This is a genomic window from Actinorhabdospora filicis (assembly GCF_030269765.1).
GTDB lineage: Bacteria > Actinomycetota > Actinomycetes > Mycobacteriales > Micromonosporaceae > Actinorhabdospora > Actinorhabdospora filicis.
On record NZ_BSTX01000004.1, the window covers coordinates 609,399 to 627,878 of the forward strand.

The following is an 18,480-nucleotide window of genomic DNA, read 5'->3' on the forward strand; positions in this document are numbered from 1 at the left end:
TCAGGCGTCTTCCTGGTCCGTGGAGCGTCCGGCGTAGATGAGTTCGGCCATGCGGATGCCCTCCGACCACGCGATCGGGCCCACCTGCGCGAGGGGCACCTGCTCCTCGTCGGCGTCCACGAACACCAGCTCTCCGGTGGCGGCCTCCGACCAGGGGTCGTCGGCGCCCAGCCAGTAGCGCGCCTGCCGCGCGGAGCCGGTGTCGGCGACCTGGCAGGTGGCCCAGCCGGCGCGCACCGGGAAACCGTGCCGCTGCGCCAGTCCCGTGGCGTGCTGGAGCTCGTCGAAGCGCGCGTTGGCGTACTTGATGACGGTGGCGATCTCGGGGGTGAGGTCGGACGGCGGGAGGAAGACGTCCCGCGCCAGCTGCGCGATCTCCTGCCGCGCGCCGAGGTCGGCGACCAGCCCGCGCCACTCGTCCAGTTCCTCCAGCAGCACCGGGTGCGCGATGAGGACCCGCTCGGGGTGGAACCACACGGTCTCGGCGTCGAGGTCGATGAGGCCGATGCGGCCCTCCTCGTCGACGCCCCGCAGCAGCCCGACCGTGGGGGGCTCGGTCAGGTCGGCGATGACCAGGTTCTCCAGCGCCATCCGCCACGACGGGTCCGGCCACAGCTCGGCGATCAGCCGCCCCGGCAGCGGAGTGGCGGCCAGCAGCCACGACTCCACGGTGTCCAGGCACTCCTTGTCGTGCTCGACCAGCCAGTCGCGGACCGCCTGGAGGGTCTGGCCCACGGTGGACTCGCGGATCTTCTTCGGCACCGATTTGAGTTCGCGGCCGTTGCTGTTGCGGCACAGCAGGCGCGTGCCGTCCAGGCGCAGCTCGTACCCGTCCCCCGCCGGGGTCCAGCCGTCAACCGGCACCCCTGTCTGGTCCGGGAAGTCCGATGTGGAGTCGTTCGCAGGCATGCCAGGCATAGTGCCATGGCCCTCCGACAGGACTTTCCCGGACGCCACGCGCGCGCAACTGATCTTCATGTCCCTGACGTGCGGATTCACAACTAGTCGGGTCGTGGATGCGGTGCGTCGGGGAACGGACAGAGAGGTGGACGGAATGGGAGGTGTGAGTGATTTTCAGATAGTGCGCGGAACAGTGCGTGAAGAGGCTCGAACGGGGTCGCTCGAACGGGTGGAAAAGATCGGCCCGGCGTCAGGACGGGGAGGAGCGTTCGTCGGAGTGTCGTGGGCGGAGGGATATGTGCCGGGGGACGAACGATGTTCTGGAGTGGAATGAGGGTGGGGTCGTGTGGCGGATGGGGCGGGAAAAGAGGTGTGGCGCAGTGAGTTCCCCGCCCGTCCTGAGATGATTTACCCGATACGCGACTCAGCGTGCCGACACCGCATCGGTGATCCGGTGTAGAAGAGACAGAGGACACACGGAAAATTGTCATGCGGAGAATCCCGGCATATAGGTGTATCTTGATCCATCAGCGCCGGACGGCAGGTCGGCCGTCTTTCAGATGGGTCGAAACCTGTGACACGATGTGGCCAATGGGCATTGATAGCCCACCCCCCTCGGATGGACGTCCCCCAGACCCAGAAGGAGGAGCAAGATGACGCGCATCATCAAGCGCCTCATTGTCGCCGCGTTCGCCCTCGCGGCACTCGGAGGAGCCGCAGTGACGGCTTCCGCGACTTCCAGCACAAGCACCGAAGCCACGCCGGGCGTGAGCAGTAGCCCGGTCGTGATGGTCGGGCTCCTAGAGCACGAGTGGAACTGATCACCCGCGGCCGCTAGAGACGGCGTGGAGCTCGCTGGGAGGCGTCGCCTTTGCCAAGTCAGACTCCTGTGACAAAGCGTTCGTCTCTCGCTTCATGGGGCGTGGCGATGGGGATCGCCGTACTGGCGGTCCTTCTCAGCCTCATCACGCTGCCCAAGACAGGGCAGATGCCCGAGCCATATGTGCTTCTGCTGTTCACCCTCGCGATACCCGGCGCCGCCGCGGTCTCGCTTCGATTCACCACGGGGCGGCAGAGCTGGGCCACGACGGCGACCGATGTGCCGCTGCTCCTGGCCCTGTTCTTCCTCCCGGCCTTCTGGCTGATCCTGGTCCGCGCCGTCGCCAGCCTCGCCATCTACGCCTACCGCTACTTCCGCGGCCAGGTGACCGCCGTGCAAGTGGTGTTCAATGTGGCCGCCCAGTCGGCCGCCGCCGCGTGCGCCGGGCTCCTCGTCATGGGCCTGGGCGTGGGCAGCGCCACCGATCCCAAGACCTGGGCGGTGCTGCTCCTGGGCATCCTGCTCGGCAGCGCCGTCACCGGCACCTGCGTGACCGCCATCCTGACGGTCCTGCAGGGCTGGGGCGGCATCGAGAGCGTGCTGCGCACGATGGTCGGCACGCTCCTGCTGACCGCCGTCAACGGTGTGCTCGGCCTGGTCATCCTCGTGTGCCTCAACGCCACGCCGTGGGCGGCGATCCTCATCGGCGTTCTCGCCGCGGTCGTGATCGGCATCTACCGGGGCTACTCCCGGCTCCTCGAACAGCGCCGGTCGCTGTCCGACCTGAACGACTTCACCCGCGAGGTCTCCGAGGCCACCCAGAGCGGGCGCCTCATCGACGTCATGCTCGGCCGCGTGCGCGCCCTGCTCAACGCGGAGAGCTCCTCGGTGTGGGTGCCGGCCGACGGGCGCTTCCCCGAGCTGCTGCTGAGCGCGCGCGTGGACGACATGGGCCTCCTGGACATGTCCCCGGTGCCCGAGGCGCTGCGCCGCCAGGTTCTGGAGAACGGCGCGACCCTCTTCGTCGGCCGCGACGGCGCCGCCGCCCACCGGGACGCCCTCAAGGGCAGCGACGTGACCGAGACGATCATCGTGCCGCTGCGGTCCGGGCAGGCCGTCTTCGGCTGCATCTCGATCACCAACCGGCTCGGCAGCGGCATGCCCCGCTTCCGCCACGCCGACCAGACCCTCCTTGAAACCCTCACCGCCCACGTCGGCGTCGCCGTCGAGAACTCCCGCCTCGTCGACCGCCTGCGCTTCGACGCCTACCACGACTCCCTCACCCGCCTCCCGAACCGGCGCCGCGCGATGCTCGCCCTGGAGGAGTCCATCAGCCGCGAGGTGCCCGGCGAGTTCGTCGCCGTGCTCGTGTTCGACGTGGACGGGATGCGCGAGGTCAACGACTCGCTCGGCTTCGCCGCCGGTGACGACCTGCTCGTCGAGGTCGCGCGGCGGTTGCGGGAGCTCGCCCCGGAGTCGGCGCACATCGGCCGGATCGGCGGGGACGAGTTCGCGGTGGTCTTCCGCACCGGTGACACCGAGCACGCCCTGGAGCAGGCGCGGACGATGCGCGCCGGGCTCCAGCAGCCGTTCCTGCTGGGGACCCTGGACGTGGACGTCGACGCCGCCGTGGGCGTCGCGATCCACCCCGAGCACGGCGACTCCGCCGACGGGCTTTTGCAGCGGGCCGACGTGGCGACCTACGCCGCGCGGAACGTCTCCTCGGGCGTGCAGCTGTTCAACGTCGGCCTCGAATCGCGGTCGGTGCGGCGGCTGGGCCTGGCCAGCGACCTGCGGCGGGCCTTCGACACCGGTGAGCTGTCGGTGCACTACCAGCCCAAGATCGACCTGGCCACGCGCACCGTCCTGGGCGTGGAGTGCCTGGCGCGGTGGCATCACCCGACGCACGGCGAGGTGCCGCCGGACGACTTCGTGCCCGTCGCCGAGCACACGGGGCAGCTGGCGCGGCTCACCGAGTTCGTGCTGCGGGCCGGGCTGCGGCACGCGCGGGACTGGGCGATCCAGGGGCGGCCGCTGACCGTGGCGGTGAACCTCTCGCCGCGCACCGTCGCCGACCCGGAGTTCCCGACCGTCGTGGACGCGCTGCTGCGCGAGTACGGGGTACCGCCCCGGCAGCTCACGCTGGAGATCACCGAGGACGGCATGGTCGGCGACCCCGACCGGCCGCTGCCGACGCTGCACCGGCTGCACGAGCTGGGCGTCCGGCTGTCCGTCGACGACTTCGGGACGGGTTACTCGTCGCTGTCGTACCTGCGGCGGCTGCCGGTGCACGAGGTCAAGATCGACCGCGGCTTCGTGCAGGGCATGGCCACCGACGAGGGCGACCTGGCGATCGTGCGCGCGGTGGTCGACCTCTCGCGGCACTTCGGCCTGTCCGTGGTCGCCGAGGGCGTGGAGAGCGAGATGACGCTGGCGCTGCTCACCGACATCGGCTGCGACATCGGGCAGGGCTTCCTGTTCTCGCGGCCGCTGTCCGAGGAGCGCCTGGAGGCGTGGCTGAACGCCCAGGCCGAGGAGCCCGCCGTGACCCCCGACCAGGGCGAAGAGGGCGCCGTGGTGCGCCGGCTGCGGGCCATCTGAGACCCGGGGGATACCCGTTTTGGCGGCCGCCCGCAGGTCGTGTAATCTATTCGAGCGCGCCCCGGAAGGGGAGCGGTGAACTGCCCCTTTAGCTCAGTCGGCAGAGCGTCTCCATGGTAAGGAGAAGGTCTACGGTTCGATTCCGTAAAGGGGCTCTGAAATCCCTCAGGCCGCCGGGCCCGGCGAAAGCCGGGCGGTGAGCGGCCCGCGGCGGTGTAGCTCAGATGGCAGAGCAAACGGCTCATAATCGTTGTGTCGGCGGTTCGATTCCGCCCACCGCTACGACACAGAACCCGGCGTCCACGACGCCGGGTTCCTCGCTTTTCAGGGCCGGTCGGCCCGGTAGACGTAGTGCGGCTCGCCGAAGGCGGAGTTGTCCGGACGCAGCGTGCCCTCCGCGACCCGCCGCAGCCCGGCCAGCTCCAGCGCCTCCCACGAGGCCCGGTTGGCCACCGCCACCGGCACGATGACGCACTCCGCGCCCTCCACGTCCGTCCAGGTCGCCTCGACCACGGCCCGCACCATCGCGGCGCCCAGGACGTGCCCGGGGTCCTCCTCCTCGCCCACGAGGTAGTCGAGGGCGACCGCGCCCTTCGGGACCTCGGTGAGGGCGGCGATCTCGTCGCGGTACTCGGGGTAGTCGCCGAAGCGGGAGCGCTGCACGAGCCCGACCGGCGTCCCGTACCGGCGCACCAGGAGGTCCTCCGAGGGCTCCTCGCCGCGCATGACGGGACCGAAGTCGCGCTCCAGGTAGTAGTCGTCGGTCTCGTGGTTCCACCACTCGTGGACGTGCGGCCGCCGCAGCCACTCGCCCAGCAGCGGGAAGTCCTCGGCGGTGAGGGCGGTCCAGGTGAGGTGCATCGGCGGCCTTCCTGAGCGTCGGCGGGCGGTCTCGCGTGACGGTAGCCGGTCGGCCGGACTACCCTGATGGGGCGTGCGGAGCTCGGGTCCGGCCCCCAGGGAGGCCGTGAAGGCACCTGGTAGAGTCGGATGCTGGCCGCCATCCCGGTGGTCATGCCGTGGTGCATCTGAATCTTCGGGGGCATCCGGCGCGCACAAGCCAATGTTCTGTTTACGCACGTGGACGCCCCCGCGTCCGATCACGTGCGCCGCAAGTAGGAGGCACTCCGCCGTGGCGAAGGCTACTGACGTCCGTCCCAAGATCACGATGGCGTGTGTGGAGTGCAAGGAGCGCAACTACATCACGCGGAAGAACCGTCGGAACAACCCCGACCGCCTTGAGCTGAAGAAGTACTGCTCGCGCTGCAACTCCAGCACCGCGCACCGCGAGACCCGCTAACTTGCTCAATGCCGCGTATGTCGGCCGGACGCTGCCCGCGACCGCGCCGCACGTTGTGACATCCGCCGAAGTCGCCGCCTTCCGGGCGGCGCTCGGCATGTCCGCGGAAGGCCCCGCCCCCGCGACGTTCCTTGTGTCACACACGCTGCCGGCGAGCGACCGTCTCGTCGACGACCCGGACTTCGGCCTGGACTTCACCCGCGTGCTGCACCGCGAACAGCGTTTCGCGCACGCGCGTCCGGTCGTCCCCGGGGACGCGCTGACGTGCACCGTCCACGTCGAGAGCATCAAGACCGTCGCCGGCAATGACGTGCTGACCACCCGCACCGAGGTCGCCGCCGGAGACGAGACCGTGTCCACGGTCTGGACCACCTTGTTCGTGAGGGGCGACGCGTGATCATCGACACCGCGTACACCATCACGCGCGCCGACCTGGTCGCCTACGCCAACGCCTCCGGCGACCAGAACCCGATCCACCAGGACGAGCTCGCGGCCAAGGCCGCCGGTCTCCCGGACGTGATCGCCCACGGCATGTACACCATGGGCCTCGGCGCCCGGGCCCTCACCGCGTGGGCGGGCTCGGAGGACGCGATCCTGGAGTACACCGTCCGCTTCGCCAAGCCCGTGGTCGTCCCGGCCGAGGGCGGCGCCGAAGTCCGGATCACCGGCGAGATCCGCAAGGAACTCGAAGACGGCCTCGTCGAGGTGAACCTCACCGTCACCTGCGGCGGCGAGAAGGTCCTGGCGCCCGCGAGGGCGACGGTCCGCAAGCCCTAGCGGCCACGAAGACGTACAACCGCGAGCGGCCCGGCCGCTCGCGGTTTTCTCATGCCCGAAATCCGGGTACGCACTAGGGGACATCCCCTACGGTGACCGTCCTCATCGGACATACCTTCGGGCCATGACGCACACGATCAGGCCGATCGCGGCCCTCCTCGCCGTGCTGGCCCTCGGGCTCACCGGCTGCGGCACGGTCGGACCGGCCGCCGGGCCCTCCGCCGGTGACGGGCTCCCGGCGACCGCCGCCGCCCTCCGGCTGGGCCTGACCGGCCTGGTGGACTCCGGCGCGCTGGTCGGCGGCGAGGCGGTGCTCCGGGACGGCAATGGCGCCGAGGACGTGACGGCCGGCCTGGGCGACCGCGAGACCGGCACGCCCTACCCCATGGGCGCCCACTCCCGGATCGCCAGCGTGACCAAGATGTTCACCGCCTCGATCGTGCTCCAGCTGGTGCACGAGGGCACGCTGCGCCTGGACGGCCCGGTGGGCGGGTACCTGACCGGCCTGCCGCACGGCGAGGGCGTCGACCCGGGCCGGATCACCGTCCGCCAGCTGCTGCGCCACCAGAGCGGCCTGCCCGAGCTGCCGGACGACGCCGACCCCGCCCGGGCGTACACGCCGCGCGAGCTGCTTGCGCTGACCGACGCGCTGCCCGCGCAGTTCCCGCCGGGGGAGCGCATGGTCTACACCAACACCAACTACGTCCTCGCCGGTGTGCTCATCGAGCAGGTCACCGGGCACGCCTACGCCGATGAGCTCGCCCGCCGGATCACCGGGCCGCTCGGGCTGAGCGGCACCCGCTTCCCGAAGCCCGGCGAGCGCGCGCTCCCGGGCCCGGCGCCGCGCGGCTACCAGGACGGCGTCGACGTCACCGAGCAGGAGCCCTCGGCCCTGTACTCCTCGGGCGGGATCGTGTCGACCGCCGCCGACCTGAACCGCTTCCTGACCGCGCTGCTGGACGGCGAGGTCGTGCCCGCGCCGCTGCTGGACGCGATGCGCGAGACGGTCCCGATGCCGGACGTGCCGGGCGTCGGGTACGGGCTGGGGCTGATGCGCCTGCCGGTGAGCTGCGGTAAGACGGTCTGGGGCCAGGCCGGTGACGTGCCGGGCTTCCAGACGATGACCGCCACCGACGGCGAGCGTTCGGTGAGCCTGCTGTTCAACCAGGGGCCGGGGGAGAAGCTGGGGCCCGGGCAGCTGCTGGGGCTGGTCGGCACGGCCTTGTGCTGAGCGCGCGGGCCGGAGCGGCGCGCCGCTCCGGCCCCGGGCCGGGCTAGATCCCGCAGTTGGGGGCCGACCAGTACTGCGAGGACCTCATGTCCACGTGCGTGTGGTCATTGTGGTCGGGGTATCCCGGGCCGAGGATGCCCCGGAAACCGTGGTTGCGCGCCTCTTTCGCCAGCGTGCACAGCGAGTGCGGTCCGGCGCCCAGGTCGGCGGCGTCCCCGTACAGGTGCCGTGAACTGGACGCCCCGCCGGCGGCGTTGTTGCAGGCGACCGACCGGAACCCGGAGGTCACCGTCAGCGGCTGGTCGCCGAGGGCGTGCCGCAGGGCCTCCAGCTTCCACATGGTCACCAGGGCGTTGAATTTGGCGGTGGCCGCCGAGACCGCGCCGCCCGACCAGGTCGAGTTGCAGTGGTTGAGTTCGGCGTAGGTGAAGTGGACGGGCGTGCAGTCGGCGTCCTGGAGGGCGTAGATCTTGGCGAAGGTCGCCGGTCCGGCCACGCCGTCGGCGGACAGTCCGTAGGCCTGCTGGAAGCGGGTGACGGCGGCCTTCGTTGCCGGGCCGAAGTCGCCGTCGAGGGAGATCGCGCTGCCGTATCCCGGGTAGCCGGAGACCCGGATCTGCAGCTGGCGTACGTCTTCGCCGGTCATGCCCTGGGACAGGCTGCGTCCCCAGCTGTAGCACTCGTCGGCGGAGGCGGGAGCGGTGGTCGCGGTCACGACGATGAGGGTCGCGGCGAAGGAGAGGACGATCGCGGAGAGGATCCGTAATGCGCGCTTGGCCATGTTGGTCGGCCTTCCATCTGGGGGGGCGTTGCCGCGAAGGTTTCCACGCACGCCGTCGGGGTGTCAAGACAAGTTGCCTACGCGTCGGCGAATCGTTTGTGGACGTTCGGGGAATGCCTGTGGGATAAGTGAAGTGCCTCTGGAAGGGTGAGCACATGCGCAAAGTGATCGCGGTCGTCTGCGCGGTGGCCGTGCTGGCCGGCTGCAAGCCGACGGGAAGCACCGGTGGCGGCGCCGGGTCCAGTGCCGACGGGCTCACCATCGCCGAGGCCCTGGAGAAGATCCCGGCCGGGGAGGAGGACCGCTCCGGCTACGACCGCGACAAGTTCGAGCACTGGGTCGACGCCGACGGCGACGGGTGCGACACCCGCGAGCAGGTCCTCATCGACGAGAAGACCGCCGGGAGCGTCAAGGACTGCAAGGTCACCGGCGGGAAGTGGCTGTCCTATTACGACGGGAAGGAGTGGACGAAGTCCACCGACGTGGACATCGACCACCTGGTCCCGCTGGCCGAGGCCTGGGATTCCGGGGCGAAGTCCTGGGACGCCGACCGGCGCAGGCGCTACGCCAACGACCTCGGTGATGACCGGACGCTGGTCGCCGTCACCGACAACGTGAACCAGGAGAAGTCCGATCAGGACCCCGCCGAGTGGCTGCCGCCCCTGAAGTCCGTCCAGTGCCGCTACGCCGCCGAGTGGGTGGCGGTGAAGCTGCGCTGGGGCCTGTCGGCCGATGACGCCGAGCGCAGGAAGCTCAAGGAGCTGGCCGGTGGCTGCCCGGACGAGCGGGTGACGGTGAAGGCCGCCGATTAGCTACAGCGGATCGGCCACGTCGTAGGCCCGCCGGATCGCCCCGGCCAGTTCGGGGTCCTCCGACAGCGCGTCGTGGACGACCCGCTCGACCTGGGCGGTGACCTGCCACTGCCCGGCCCACATGACGTGCATGATCTCCTCGGCCAGGCACTCGTGCCCGCGTTCGACGGCTTCGGGTGTCAGGCTCAGCCCGGCGACCCGGCCGTTGACGTCGACGCGGACGGTCACCGAGCGGTCGGCGTTGCTGGCGGCCACGCTGAGCGCGCCTAAGGCGTGGCGCAGCTCGGTGACGGTGCCCAGTCGCTCCTCGACGGTGGTTTCGAGTTCCCCCATGGCCGCATCCCTCCGGCAGGCGTGTTGCACCAGGCTAGTACCGGAGTTCACTGAATACTGTGGACGAACGGACGTATCCGCCGGAACCCGCGGCCGATGGCCTAGGACTTGCGGTTGAGCGCGGCCACGGCCGTCTGTTCTTCGCGGGCGTCGTAGGCCTCGCGCGCCAGGTACACGAAGTCCATGTGTTCCTCGGCCCAGCACTTCACCTTCCCCAGCAGGGCGCGCAGGCTGTCGCCGAGGTCGGTGAGCGCGTAGTCGACGCGTACGGGGACGGCGGCGGTGACCGTGCGGGTGACCAGGCCGTCCCGCTCGATGATGCGCAGGGTCTGCGTCAGCATCTTCTGGCTGACGCCGGGGATGGCGCGCGCCAGGTCGGAGTAGCGTTTCGGGCCCTCGCCGAGGGCGCTGATGACGAGGGTGACCCACTTGTTGCTGATCTGGTCCAGCAGGTTGTGGGAGGCGCACTCGGACAGGAACGCGTCGTAGGCCCGGCGCTCCTCGGCGCGGCGCTCGGCTGCGGTGCTGGTCGCCATGACACTCCTCCAGGTGGGATACGCACTTTCAGGTGCCTTCTTTCTAAAAGAGAGTAACCCGCTTAGCGTGGTGATCGTCAAGCAGAGAGAGCTGTGAGGAGAACACCATGCGCGCCATCGTCGTGAAGGGCTTCGGCGGTCCCGAGGTCCTGGAGCTGATCGAGACCCCCACCCCCGAGGCCCGCCGCGGTCAGGTCCGCATCAAGGTCGCCGCCAGCGCGGTCAACCCCGTGGACGTGGCCACCGCCGCCGGGATCATGCACCAGATCGGCAACGCGCCCGAGCGCGCGCAGGTCGGCATCGGCTGGGACGTGGCCGGGACCGTGGACGCCGTCGGCGAGGACGTCACCGGCCTCGCGGTCGGCGACCGGGTGATCGCGCTGCTGGACCGGACCGGCGCGCCCCTGGGCGCCTACGCCGACTACGTCGTCGCCGGGACGCACGCCGTGGCCCGCGTACCCGAGGGCGTGGACCTCGACGAGGCCGCGACGATCCCGCTGCCCGGGCTGACCGCGCTCCAGGCGCTGGAGGCGCTCGACCTCAAGCCGGGCGACACGCTCCTGGTCACCGGCGCCGCCGGTGGCGTCGGCCAGTTCGCGGTGCAGTTCGCCGCCGCGCGCGCCATCGAGGTCGTGGCGCAGGGTTCGCCGGAGGACGAGGGCTTCCTGCGCGCGATCGGCGCGACCCACGTCGTCCACCGTGGACAGGACCTCGGCGAGGCGGTCCGCGCGATCCACCCGGGTGGTGTGGACGCCGCGATCGACGCCGCCGTGCTCGGGATCGCCGCGCTGGACGCCGTCCGCAACAAGGGCGCCATCTCCACCGTGGTCGGCTCGGTCCCGCACCTGCGCGGCATCCGCGTCCACAACATCCTCATCCAGGCCGACGAGACGCACCTGGCGGAGGTCCTCGGCCTGGTGGCCGAGGGATTCGTGCGGCTGAACGTGGCCGGCTCCTACCCGCTGGAGCGCGCCGGGGAGGCCTTCACCCGCTTCAGCGCCCGGGGCGTGCGCGGGCGGCTGCTGATCAAGCCGTGACGGCCGCCGCGTCCCGCCGGTTGAGCACCGCCACCGGCGGGACGGGCTCGCGCTCGTCGTAGCGCTCCCGTTCGCTCTCCATCTCGGCCATGTTCGCCTCGGACCACTTCTTGATCGACCACAGCAGCGGCAGGACGCTGCGGCCCAGATCGGTGAGGGCGTAGTCGACGCGGACGGGGACGGTCGGGGTGATCGTGCGGCGCACCATGCCGTTGCGTTCGAGCATCCGCAGGGCCTGGGTGAGCATCTTCTGGCTCACCCCCGGCACCAGCCGCCGCAGCTCGGCGTGGCGCCGGGGCCCGGCCGCCAGGGCGAGCAGGCTCAGGTTCGCCCAGCGGGAGCGGATCTGGTCGAGCAGGCCGCTCACGGGGCAGAAGGGGGTGGCGCCGTCGTAAGTGAACTCGCCGGGCGTGGGCCCGGGAACGGGGAAGGTCATGGTGCTCCGGGAAGCCGTGGGGAGGGCACCGAAAAGTGCCTTCTTACGGCACGACCCTAGCTCTCCTAACGTGGTGCGGGCCGGGTGAATCCGGCCACTATCACGGGAGATTCATGTCTATCGATACAAAGATGCGGGCCGTCGTACTGCGTTCCTTCGGCGGGCCCGAGGTTCTCGAAGACTCCGAAGTGGACCGTCCGGAGCCGGGTCCGGGCGAGTTCCTGGTCCGGGTCGCCGCCGCCCACGTGCACAATGTGGACACCATGATTCGCCGGGGTTTCCTGGCGGGCGAGGACGCGAAGGGCCGCCCGCACACCGGGCTCGGCCACGACGCGGCCGGAACCGTTGCGGCGCTGGGCGAGGGTGCCACCGGCTTCGCCGTCGGCGACGCGGTCATCGGCCTGCACTCCCCGCTGGACAAGCCCCTGGGCGCCTACGCCGAGTACGCCGTCTTCCGCGCTCATGAGGTGGCCCGCGCGCCGGAGAGCGTGGACGCGGTGGCCGCGTCCACGGTGGTCGGCAACGGGCTCACGGCCCTGCAGAGCCTGCGGCAGCTGGGACTGGCCGGGGGCGACTCGCTCCTGGTGACCGGGGCCGCCGGTGGCGTGGGCGGGTTCGCGGTCCAGCTCGCCGCCGCGCGGGGCCTGAAGGTCACCGCGCTGGCCGGTCCGGGCGACGAGGACCTGGTGCGCGGCCTGGGCGCGAGCGCGTTCGTGGCCCGGGGCGGTGAGCTTCCCTCCGATGTGGACGGTGTGCTGGACGCCGCCGTGCTCGGCGTGCCCGCGCTGGCCGCGGTGCGCGACGGCGGCGTCCTGGTCCGCCTGCTGCCCGGTGAGACGAGCGATGAACGCGGGGTGCGCGACGTCCAGTTCCAGGCCGAGGCGGACGCCGCCGATCTCGCCGAGGTCGCCGGGCTGGTCGACGCCGGTGTGCTGACCCCGCGCGTGCTGGACGTCCTGCCACTGGCCGGGGCCGCCACGGCGCACCGCCGGTACGAGGGAGGCGGCCTGCGCGGCCGCCTCGTCCTGCGTCCCTAGGCGGCCTTCACCCACTTCGACCCGTTGGGGAAGGAGATGGCGGTCCGGCCCGGCTCGGCGAACACCAGGTGCGGGCGGGGCCGCCGCTCCAGCGAGACCACGACGTTGCGGCGGCGGGAGCGGTAGATCAGCGCGATGAGCCCGGCGGCCAGGGACAGCGCGCCACCGGCCCACAGGCCCGAGCGCGGGCCGAGGACCTCGGCGAGCCAGCCGACCAGGGGCGCGATGATCGGCGCGGAGCCGATGAAGACCATCACGTAGAGGGCCATGACGCGTCCCCGCATGGACGGTGAGACGCCCATCTGGACGCGCTGGTTGGCCGCCTGCGCGAAGAAGACCATCAGGAAGCCGGTGGGCACCAGCAGGATCACCGCGGTGACGAAGTTGGGGGAGAACCCGGCGATCATCTCCAGCGCGCCGAAGCCCATGGCCGCGCCCAGCAGCAGGTACACGCCCGGCCGCTTGCGGCGCTTGGTGCCGCCCAGGGCCCCGGCCAGCGCGCCGACGGCGAGGGCGGTGGTGAGCAGGCCGAAGGCGGCCGGCCCGACGCCGAACTCCGACTTGGCCAGCAGCGCCAGGGTGACCTGGAAGTTGAAGCCGAAGCCGCCGATGATGAGGATCAGCCCCAGCGGCAGCAGCAGGTCGGGGCGGCGGCGGACGTAGGCGAGGCCCTCGCGGACGGTGGCGTTCGTCTTGGCCTTGGGCGGGCGGTGCAGTTCGGCGGGGTTCATCATCGCCATGGTGATCACGGTGACGGCCAGGGTCACGGCGTTGATGGCGAAGATGGGGCCGACGTCGATGAGCGCGATCAGCACACCGGCGACGGCGGGCCCGACGATGCGCGCGGAGTTGAAGGTGGCGCCGTTGAGGGCGAGCGCGTTGGGCAGCAGCTCGGGTCCGACCAGCTCGGAGGCGAAGGCCTGGCGGGTCGGGATCTCCTGGGCCGAGACGACGCCGAGGACCAGTGAGAAGGCGTAGATCTGCCAGAGCTGGATGTTGCCGCTCATGATGAGCACGGCCAGGGTCGCGGTGAGCACGAACCAGATCGCGTTGCAGATCTGCAGGATGCGCCGCTTGTCGAAGCGGTCGGCGAGCTTGCCGGCGTAGAGGGCGAAGACGAGGGTGGGGGCGAGCTGGAAGGCGGTGACCAGGCCGAGCGCGGCGCCGGAGTTTCCGGACAGGTCCAGGGCGAGCCAGTCGAGGGCGATGAAGCGCATCCAGGTGCCGATGAGCGCGATCAGCTGGCCGATGAGGAAGAGGCGGAAGTTGCGGACCCGGAGTGATCGGAACGTGTCTGCCAGCTGATGTCTCATTGTGGGCTTTACGCCTCCCCAAGATTGCGAGTCTGACTCTTGAATCGGGCTTTAGAAGATTACCGCGCCTGCCTCCCTATCTCCAGATCTTTGTAGTGGGCATCACCGGATGGGGGTCCTTACACCTGGGCCAACCCGGCGCGGACGGTGGCGGGCCCGTGGCATCGTGGAGCGCATGGAGTGGTCCCGTTACACCACCTGTCTGGCCGTGGACGCCGCCCGCCTGGGCGAGCTCATCGACGGCCAGATGGACCTGCCGCTGTCCTCCGTCCCCGGATGGACCGCGGAAGACCTCGCGCACCATCTGGCCGAGACGTACGAGCACGCCGCCGCCGTCCTGCGGCTCGGCGCCGAACCCGACCCCTGGCCGCCCAACCGACCGCCCGTGTCACCGCTGACCCGCCTGCGCAGCGCCCTCGGCGACCTGCTCGCCGAGTTCACCGGCCGCGAGGCCGACGCCCCTGCCCACACGCCCTTCGAGGAGGACCGGACCGTCGGCTTCTGGGCCCGCCGCATCGGCGTGGAGACCGCCGTCCGCCGCGTCGACGCCGAACGCGCCGTGGGCGCCGAGGTCCAGCCCGTCCCCGAGGACGTCGCCCTCGGCGGCGTCGACGAGTTCCTGCACTTCCACTACGCCTGGACGGCCAACAACTCCGAGAACCACGCGCAGGCCACCGCCGACGGCTCCGGCCGCCCCGTGGTGATCCTCACCGGGGACCGCGAGTTCACCGTGCGCACCCTGCCCGGGCGCGTGACCGTCACCGACGGCGACACCGAGGACGCCGCCGCCCGCGTCTGGGGCGAGCCCTCGGCCGTCCTGCTGTGGCTGTGGGGCCGCGGCGACGCCTCCGCCTTCACCGTCGAAGGCGAGGAATCGGAGGTGACTCGTCTACACAGGACCTTCGCCTCCTTCGCGCGCTGACGCCCCGGCTCAATTGGTTTGCCGCCGGACGTAAGCTCGAAGCACACGTACTCGCCCGGAGGTGCTGACATGCAGCACACTCAAGCCCGAACAGCCCAGGGGGAGGTGGCCGCCGCGTGAACCTGTTGCGCGCCACCGTCGTCGTGCTGGCCCTGGTCACCCTGGCCAGCCTCCCGTGTGTGATCGCCTGGCTCGTCGTCAACGCCGACGAGATGACCGAACGCGCCGAAGCCGCCCGCCGCAAGCTGCCGCGCCTGCGTCAGCACCGGCCCATCGAGGACATCACGGCCGAACTGCGCCGCCTGTCCACCGCTCTGGACCGGGCCGGCTCGGTCGTCCGCCGCGAATCGGTCCTCACCATGCGCGACCGCGCCCTCCGCGAGGCCGCCCTCGCGCTCGGCGAGACCGAGCACCTCGGCGACCTCGACGGCCTCGACCTGGAGATCGAACGCGTCCGCGTCATCGGCGTCCTGCAACGCGCCGGGCTCCGCGTGGACGACACCGTCCGGCAGGAACACCCGTGACCGGGCGCCTGTTCGCCGCTCTCTATCCATCCGCCGCCGCGGTGACCGACCTGGAGCTGGTCACCGCGGCGCTTCCATCGCTCAAACGGCCCGCGCCCTCGCACCAGTGGCACGTGACCATCGCCTTCGTCGGCGTGGCCGGCGACCCCGCGCCCGTGCGGGCCGCGCTCGCCGAGGCCGGTGGGCGCACGCTGCGCCTGCGCGTCGCCGGTGGCGGCGCGTTCGGGCGCCCGGGCCGCGACTCGGTCCTGTGGGCCGGCCTGGAGGGCGACCTGGCGGGGCTGCACGCGCTGGGCGACGACGTCCGCGCCGCCCTCGACCGCCACGGCGTGGCCTATGACGAACGGCCCCTGCGCCCGCACCTGACCCTGGGCCGCGACGACCGCGACCTCGGCCCGGACCTGGCGCTGCTCGACGCCTACCGCGGGCCCTGGTGGGAGACCACCGAGCTGCTGCTGGTGGAGAGCTCCGGCGGCGAGTACCGCGTCCTGGACCGCTACCCGAGCCGCAGCTCGTAGTCCCAGGCCCGCGCGCCGATGGTGAGCCCGGCCAGTTCCAGCGCCCGGCGCACCGGCCCGTCCTCCTCCTCGAACTCGAAGACCGACAGCGCGGTGATCTTCGGGAAGACCCGCCCGAGATAGCCCACCAGCTCGGCGGTGAGCCCGGCCAGCACTTCGGCGTCGGCGCCCTCGATCGTCTCGGCGGCGTTGACGTAGGCGCGCTCGTCGCCCGGCTCGATCTCGATGCGCGCGCCCTCGGTCTCCACCCCGCCCCACGGCAGCGGACGCGCCTCGACCTCCGGCAGGCCCTCGGGCCGCCGGTAGGCGGCGATGTCGGCGTGCCAGATCCGGCCGACCTCGGCGATCGCCTCCGCCTTCAGCGTCGCGGCCACCGCGCCGGCCGCGCAGGCGTCCTCGCCCGACCAGCGCAGCACCGCGAAACCCTCGTTCCGCATCTCCTCGGCCGCGTGCCGGAACATCGCCTCGAAGGCCGCGACCTCGTCGGCGGAGGACGGCACGTCGTCGTAGACGCCCGCGTTCAGGTGATGCGCCAGCCGCTCCACCGTCACCGGCTCGATCCACGCCGCCGACTCGTCATCGCGGAACACGCTCGCCCACGCCAGCAGCACGCCGTCGCGGCGCGCGACGACCGTCGCCAGGGGCTCCGGCTGGTCCTCGGGCAGCGCCTCGGGGGCGGGCTCGCCGACCCGGGTGTACACCTCGGCGGCCAGGTCGAGGCCCGCGTCGGGATCGTGGTCCCACGCGGTGGTGATGGGGGTGGTGGCGGTCATAGGTCAATGGTGGAGCGTGCGCCCGGCGGGCGGAGGGGTTTCGGCGAACGCGCGGGGTGAGTCCGGGCACGAAAAAGGCGCCCGCCACCCCAGCGAGCGCCTCCCCAGGTGCGCGGCCCTACATCCGCTCCACCACGTGATCGATCGACTCGGTCAGCTTCACCACGTCGGCGGCGTCCACCGTCGGGTACAGCGCCACGCGCAGCTGGTTGCGGCCCAGCTTGCGGTACGGCTCGGTGTCCACGATGCCGTTGGCGCGCAGGACCTTGGCCAGCGCGGCGGCGTCGATCGCGTCATCGAAGTCGATGGTCGCCACGACCGCCGAGCGCAGGCCCGGGTCGGTGACGTACGGGGTCGCGAAGGAGGACTTCTCGGCCCAGTTGTAGATCGCCTCGGCCGAGGCGGCGCTGCGGCCGACGGCGAAGTCGAGGCCGCCGTTGGCGTTGAACCAGTCGGCCTGCTCGGCGGCCAGGAAGATCGTGGCCAGCGCGGGCGTGTTGTACGTCTGGTTCTTCAGCGAGTTGTCCACCGCGGTGGCCAGGTCCAGGAAGTCCGGGATCCACCGGCCGCCCGCCTTGATCTCGGCGACCCGCTCCAGCGCGGCCGGGGAGAACAGGCCGATCCACAGGCCGCCGTCGGAGCCGAAGCCCTTCTGCGGCGCGAAGTAGTAGACGTCGGTCTGCGCCAGGTCCACCGGGAGACCGGCGGCGGCCGAGGTCGCGTCGTGGACGGTGAGGGCGCCCTCGTGCTCCACGCGGGTCACCGGGACGGCGACACCCGTCGAGGTCTCGTTGTGGGGAACGCCGTAGAGGTCGACGCCCTCCTCGCGCACGAGGTAGGCGGCGCCACCGGGCTCTCCCTTGTGGACGGTCGGCTCGGCCAGGAACGGCGCCTTCTTGATCGCCGAGGCGAACTTCGCGCCGAACTCGCCGAAGGTGGCCAGCTGCGCCTTGTCGCGCACGAGGGAGAACGTCATCGCGTCCCACAGCGCCGTCGTGCCGCCGTTGCCGAGGATGACCTCGTAGCCCTCGGGCGCGGAGAACAGCTGCGCGAGTCCCTCGCGCAGGCGCCCGACCTCGTTCTTGACCGTCGCCTGGCGGTGCGAGGTGCCCAGGAAGGACACCGCCTTCTCGGCCAGGCGCGCCACCGCTTCCGGGCGGACCTTGGACGGACCCGAACCGAACCGGCCGTCTGCGGGCTTCAGCTCATCGGGGATGCGGATATCGGCCACCGCGGGCTCCTCTCAACAACGGGCTTGAGCTTTCGAGGGGCTCGGCGGCGCTGCCGACCGCCCCAGCATCGCATACGTCCTCAGGACGCCCAGTCCACGGGTGTCGTGGTGCCCGAGGCCCAGTCCTCGCGCAGGACGGCGTAGGTGATGGCGTCGTGCCAGGTCCCGGCGGCCGGCCAGGCGCGCCGGTGGTGGCCCTCCTTGACGTAGCCGCAGCGGGTGAAGACCGCGCGCATCGCCGTGTTGTCGAGGCGGGTGACGCCCTCGACGCGACGCAGGCCGGGGAACCCGGCGAAGGCGTAGGACGTGGCGAAGCGCAGGGCCGCCGGGCCCAGTCCGCGCCCGCGGTGGGCCGCGGCGATCCGCAGGTCCACCACGGCGGTGGGATCGCCCAGGTCCACCAGGCGGATCACGCCCAGCGCGCCGCCGATCCAGAAGGCCCGGACCCCGTCGCCGTGGAAGCCGCCGGTCATGCCGCGCGCGGCCTCGGCGTCCACGCCCGGGCGGCCGTGGAAGGGCCAGGACGAGCCGGTCAGCAGTGCGGCGAGCGCGTCGGCGTCGGCGGGTGTGTAGAGGCGCATCGCGGCAGGCTAACGAA

The 18,480-nt window shown here is 71.4% G+C and carries 22 protein-coding genes and 2 tRNA genes; 14 read left to right on the forward strand and 10 right to left on the reverse strand.

Annotation, left to right across the window (positions count from 1 at the left end; genetic code table 11):
• Nucleotides 1-909 (reverse strand): DUF4132 domain-containing protein, encoded by a 909-nt coding sequence (locus QSK10_RS27855; RefSeq protein ID WP_285666121.1) that lies wholly within the window; start codon nt 907-909, stop codon nt 1-3.
• Nucleotides 910-1,553: 644 nt separating this feature from the next.
• Here QSK10_RS27855 and QSK10_RS27860 point away from each other — a divergent pair.
• From QSK10_RS27860 to QSK10_RS27875, 4 genes are all read left to right on the forward strand, one after another.
• The gene (locus QSK10_RS27860) at nt 1,554-1,721 is read left to right on the forward strand and encodes a hypothetical protein (protein WP_285666123.1); all 168 of its coding nucleotides are present in this window, start codon (nt 1,554-1,556) and stop codon (nt 1,719-1,721) included.
• 107 nt (nt 1,722-1,828) lie between these two features.
• On the forward strand, nt 1,829-4,321 hold the full coding sequence (locus tag QSK10_RS27865; protein WP_285666124.1) for a putative bifunctional diguanylate cyclase/phosphodiesterase: 2,493 nt from the start codon (nt 1,829-1,831) through the stop codon (nt 4,319-4,321).
• Between the two features lie 82 nt (nt 4,322-4,403).
• Nucleotides 4,404-4,476: transfer RNA gene (locus QSK10_RS27870), tRNA-Thr, on the forward strand.
• A 54-nt stretch (nt 4,477-4,530) separates the two neighbouring features.
• Nucleotides 4,531-4,603 (forward strand) — tRNA-Met (locus QSK10_RS27875).
• 42 nt (nt 4,604-4,645) lie between these two features.
• Here the strand turns inward: QSK10_RS27875 and QSK10_RS27880 are convergent.
• Nucleotides 4,646-5,182: a GNAT family N-acetyltransferase gene (locus QSK10_RS27880; RefSeq protein WP_285666125.1), complete on the reverse strand. Its 537-nt coding sequence runs from the start codon at nt 5,180-5,182 to the stop codon at nt 4,646-4,648.
• Between the two features lie 271 nt (nt 5,183-5,453).
• Here QSK10_RS27880 and rpmG point away from each other — a divergent pair, with 271 nt between their 5' ends.
• The 4 genes from rpmG (at nt 5,454) to QSK10_RS27900 (ending at nt 7,629) form a co-directional block, all read left to right on the forward strand.
• On the forward strand, nt 5,454-5,621 hold the full coding sequence (gene rpmG, locus QSK10_RS27885) for a 50S ribosomal protein L33 (protein WP_285666127.1): 168 nt from the start codon (nt 5,454-5,456) through the stop codon (nt 5,619-5,621).
• A 97-nt stretch (nt 5,622-5,718) separates the two neighbouring features.
• Entirely contained in the window at nt 5,719-6,018 is a 300-nt protein-coding gene (locus QSK10_RS27890) for an FAS1-like dehydratase domain-containing protein (RefSeq protein ID WP_285666129.1), read from the forward strand.
• Nucleotides 6,015-6,398, forward strand: a complete 384-nt coding sequence (locus QSK10_RS27895) for a MaoC/PaaZ C-terminal domain-containing protein (protein ID WP_285666130.1) — start codon at nt 6,015-6,017, stop codon at nt 6,396-6,398. Before QSK10_RS27890 ends, QSK10_RS27895 begins: the two co-directional genes overlap by 4 nt.
• 124 nt (nt 6,399-6,522) lie before the next feature.
• Nucleotides 6,523-7,629 (forward strand): serine hydrolase domain-containing protein, encoded by a 1,107-nt coding sequence (locus QSK10_RS27900; RefSeq protein ID WP_285666131.1) that lies wholly within the window; start codon nt 6,523-6,525, stop codon nt 7,627-7,629.
• Between the two features lie 43 nt (nt 7,630-7,672).
• Here the strand turns inward: QSK10_RS27900 and QSK10_RS27905 are convergent, their stop codons facing one another.
• On the reverse strand, nt 7,673-8,410 hold the full coding sequence (locus QSK10_RS27905) for a D-Ala-D-Ala carboxypeptidase family metallohydrolase (RefSeq protein WP_285666132.1): 738 nt from the start codon (nt 8,408-8,410) through the stop codon (nt 7,673-7,675).
• Nucleotides 8,411-8,565: 155 nt separating this feature from the next.
• Here QSK10_RS27905 and QSK10_RS27910 point away from each other — a divergent pair, with 155 nt between their 5' ends.
• On the forward strand, nt 8,566-9,222 hold the full coding sequence (locus tag QSK10_RS27910; RefSeq protein WP_285666133.1) for an HNH endonuclease family protein: 657 nt from the start codon (nt 8,566-8,568) through the stop codon (nt 9,220-9,222).
• Here the strand turns inward: QSK10_RS27910 and QSK10_RS27915 are convergent, their stop codons facing one another.
• Nucleotides 9,223-9,555: a YbaB/EbfC family nucleoid-associated protein gene (locus tag QSK10_RS27915; protein ID WP_285666134.1), complete on the reverse strand. Its 333-nt coding sequence runs from the start codon at nt 9,553-9,555 to the stop codon at nt 9,223-9,225.
• A 101-nt stretch (nt 9,556-9,656) separates the two neighbouring features.
• Nucleotides 9,657-10,091, reverse strand: coding sequence for a winged helix-turn-helix transcriptional regulator (locus tag QSK10_RS27920; protein ID WP_285666135.1), 435 nt, complete (start codon nt 10,089-10,091; stop codon nt 9,657-9,659).
• A gap of 107 nt (nt 10,092-10,198) precedes the next feature.
• Here QSK10_RS27920 and QSK10_RS27925 point away from each other — a divergent pair, with 107 nt between their 5' ends.
• On the forward strand, nt 10,199-11,128 hold the full coding sequence (locus tag QSK10_RS27925) for an NADP-dependent oxidoreductase (protein ID WP_285666136.1): 930 nt from the start codon (nt 10,199-10,201) through the stop codon (nt 11,126-11,128).
• On the opposite strand, the gene QSK10_RS27930 is transcribed toward QSK10_RS27925, so the two are convergent.
• A complete protein-coding gene (locus QSK10_RS27930) occupies nt 11,118-11,564 on the reverse strand; it encodes a winged helix-turn-helix transcriptional regulator (protein ID WP_285666138.1) in 447 nt (148 codons plus the stop codon). The two genes, QSK10_RS27925 and QSK10_RS27930, sit on opposite strands and share 11 nt — an antisense overlap.
• A 113-nt stretch (nt 11,565-11,677) precedes the next feature.
• Here QSK10_RS27930 and QSK10_RS27935 point away from each other — a divergent pair, with 113 nt between their 5' ends.
• Nucleotides 11,678-12,601, forward strand: a complete 924-nt coding sequence (locus tag QSK10_RS27935) for an NADP-dependent oxidoreductase (RefSeq protein ID WP_285666140.1) — start codon at nt 11,678-11,680, stop codon at nt 12,599-12,601.
• Here QSK10_RS27935 and QSK10_RS27940 read toward each other — a convergent pair.
• Nucleotides 12,598-13,914: an MFS transporter gene (locus QSK10_RS27940; RefSeq protein WP_285666142.1), complete on the reverse strand. Its 1,317-nt coding sequence runs from the start codon at nt 13,912-13,914 to the stop codon at nt 12,598-12,600. The two genes, QSK10_RS27935 and QSK10_RS27940, sit on opposite strands and share 4 nt — an antisense overlap.
• A 175-nt stretch (nt 13,915-14,089) precedes the next feature.
• On the opposite strand from QSK10_RS27940, the gene QSK10_RS27945 reads away from it, so the two are divergent.
• The 3 genes from QSK10_RS27945 (at nt 14,090) to thpR (ending at nt 15,878) form a co-directional block, all read left to right on the forward strand.
• Nucleotides 14,090-14,836, forward strand: coding sequence for a maleylpyruvate isomerase N-terminal domain-containing protein (locus tag QSK10_RS27945; protein ID WP_285666143.1), 747 nt, complete (start codon nt 14,090-14,092; stop codon nt 14,834-14,836).
• Between the two features lie 116 nt (nt 14,837-14,952).
• Nucleotides 14,953-15,360 carry a hypothetical protein gene (locus QSK10_RS27950; protein ID WP_285666145.1) on the forward strand — a complete coding sequence of 136 codons (408 nt, stop codon included), beginning with the start codon at nt 14,953-14,955 and terminating at the stop codon, nt 15,358-15,360.
• Nucleotides 15,357-15,878, forward strand: a complete 522-nt coding sequence (gene thpR / locus QSK10_RS27955; protein WP_285666146.1) for an RNA 2',3'-cyclic phosphodiesterase — start codon at nt 15,357-15,359, stop codon at nt 15,876-15,878. Before QSK10_RS27950 ends, thpR begins: the two co-directional genes overlap by 4 nt.
• On the opposite strand, the gene QSK10_RS27960 is transcribed toward thpR, so the two are convergent.
• The 3 genes from QSK10_RS27960 to QSK10_RS27970 form a co-directional block, all read right to left on the reverse strand.
• Complete coding sequence (locus QSK10_RS27960) at nt 15,857-16,651, reverse strand: hypothetical protein (protein ID WP_285666147.1); 795 nt, start codon at nt 16,649-16,651, stop codon at nt 15,857-15,859. The two genes, thpR and QSK10_RS27960, sit on opposite strands and share 22 nt — an antisense overlap.
• A gap of 118 nt (nt 16,652-16,769) precedes the next feature.
• A complete protein-coding gene (gene serC / locus QSK10_RS27965) occupies nt 16,770-17,882 on the reverse strand; it encodes a phosphoserine transaminase (RefSeq protein ID WP_285666148.1) in 1,113 nt (370 codons plus the stop codon).
• Between the two features lie 80 nt (nt 17,883-17,962).
• Nucleotides 17,963-18,463 carry a GNAT family N-acetyltransferase gene (locus QSK10_RS27970; protein ID WP_285666149.1) on the reverse strand — a complete coding sequence of 167 codons (501 nt, stop codon included), beginning with the start codon at nt 18,461-18,463 and terminating at the stop codon, nt 17,963-17,965.
• Between the last annotated feature and the right edge of the window lie 17 nt (nt 18,464-18,480).

Bases quoted from the DNA above. Each gene is read 5' to 3' on its own strand.
- QSK10_RS27855 (WP_285666121.1), bottom strand. From the start codon at position 909: ATGCCTGCGAACGACTCCACATCGGACTTCCCGGACCAGACAGGGGTG.
- QSK10_RS27860 (WP_285666123.1), top strand. From the start codon at position 1,554: ATGACGCGCATCATCAAGCGCCTCATTGTCGCCGCGTTCGCCCTCGCG.
- QSK10_RS27865 (WP_285666124.1), top strand. From the start codon at position 1,829: ATGGGGATCGCCGTACTGGCGGTCCTTCTCAGCCTCATCACGCTGCCC.
- QSK10_RS27880 (WP_285666125.1), bottom strand. From the start codon at position 5,182: ATGCACCTCACCTGGACCGCCCTCACCGCCGAGGACTTCCCGCTGCTG.
- QSK10_RS27890 (WP_285666129.1), top strand. From the start codon at position 5,719: ATGTCCGCGGAAGGCCCCGCCCCCGCGACGTTCCTTGTGTCACACACG.
- QSK10_RS27900 (WP_285666131.1), top strand. From the start codon at position 6,523: ATGACGCACACGATCAGGCCGATCGCGGCCCTCCTCGCCGTGCTGGCC.
- QSK10_RS27905 (WP_285666132.1), bottom strand. From the start codon at position 8,410: ATGGCCAAGCGCGCATTACGGATCCTCTCCGCGATCGTCCTCTCCTTC.
- QSK10_RS27910 (WP_285666133.1), top strand. From the start codon at position 8,566: ATGCGCAAAGTGATCGCGGTCGTCTGCGCGGTGGCCGTGCTGGCCGGC.
- QSK10_RS27915 (WP_285666134.1), bottom strand. From the start codon at position 9,555: ATGGGGGAACTCGAAACCACCGTCGAGGAGCGACTGGGCACCGTCACC.
- QSK10_RS27920 (WP_285666135.1), bottom strand. From the start codon at position 10,091: ATGGCGACCAGCACCGCAGCCGAGCGCCGCGCCGAGGAGCGCCGGGCC.
- QSK10_RS27925 (WP_285666136.1), top strand. From the start codon at position 10,199: ATGCGCGCCATCGTCGTGAAGGGCTTCGGCGGTCCCGAGGTCCTGGAG.
- QSK10_RS27930 (WP_285666138.1), bottom strand. From the start codon at position 11,564: ATGACCTTCCCCGTTCCCGGGCCCACGCCCGGCGAGTTCACTTACGAC.
- QSK10_RS27935 (WP_285666140.1), top strand. From the start codon at position 11,678: ATGTCTATCGATACAAAGATGCGGGCCGTCGTACTGCGTTCCTTCGGC.
- QSK10_RS27940 (WP_285666142.1), bottom strand. From the start codon at position 13,914: ATGAGACATCAGCTGGCAGACACGTTCCGATCACTCCGGGTCCGCAAC.
- QSK10_RS27945 (WP_285666143.1), top strand. From the start codon at position 14,090: ATGGAGTGGTCCCGTTACACCACCTGTCTGGCCGTGGACGCCGCCCGC.
- QSK10_RS27960 (WP_285666147.1), bottom strand. From the start codon at position 16,651: ATGACCGCCACCACCCCCATCACCACCGCGTGGGACCACGATCCCGAC.
- QSK10_RS27970 (WP_285666149.1), bottom strand. From the start codon at position 18,463: ATGCGCCTCTACACACCCGCCGACGCCGACGCGCTCGCCGCACTGCTG.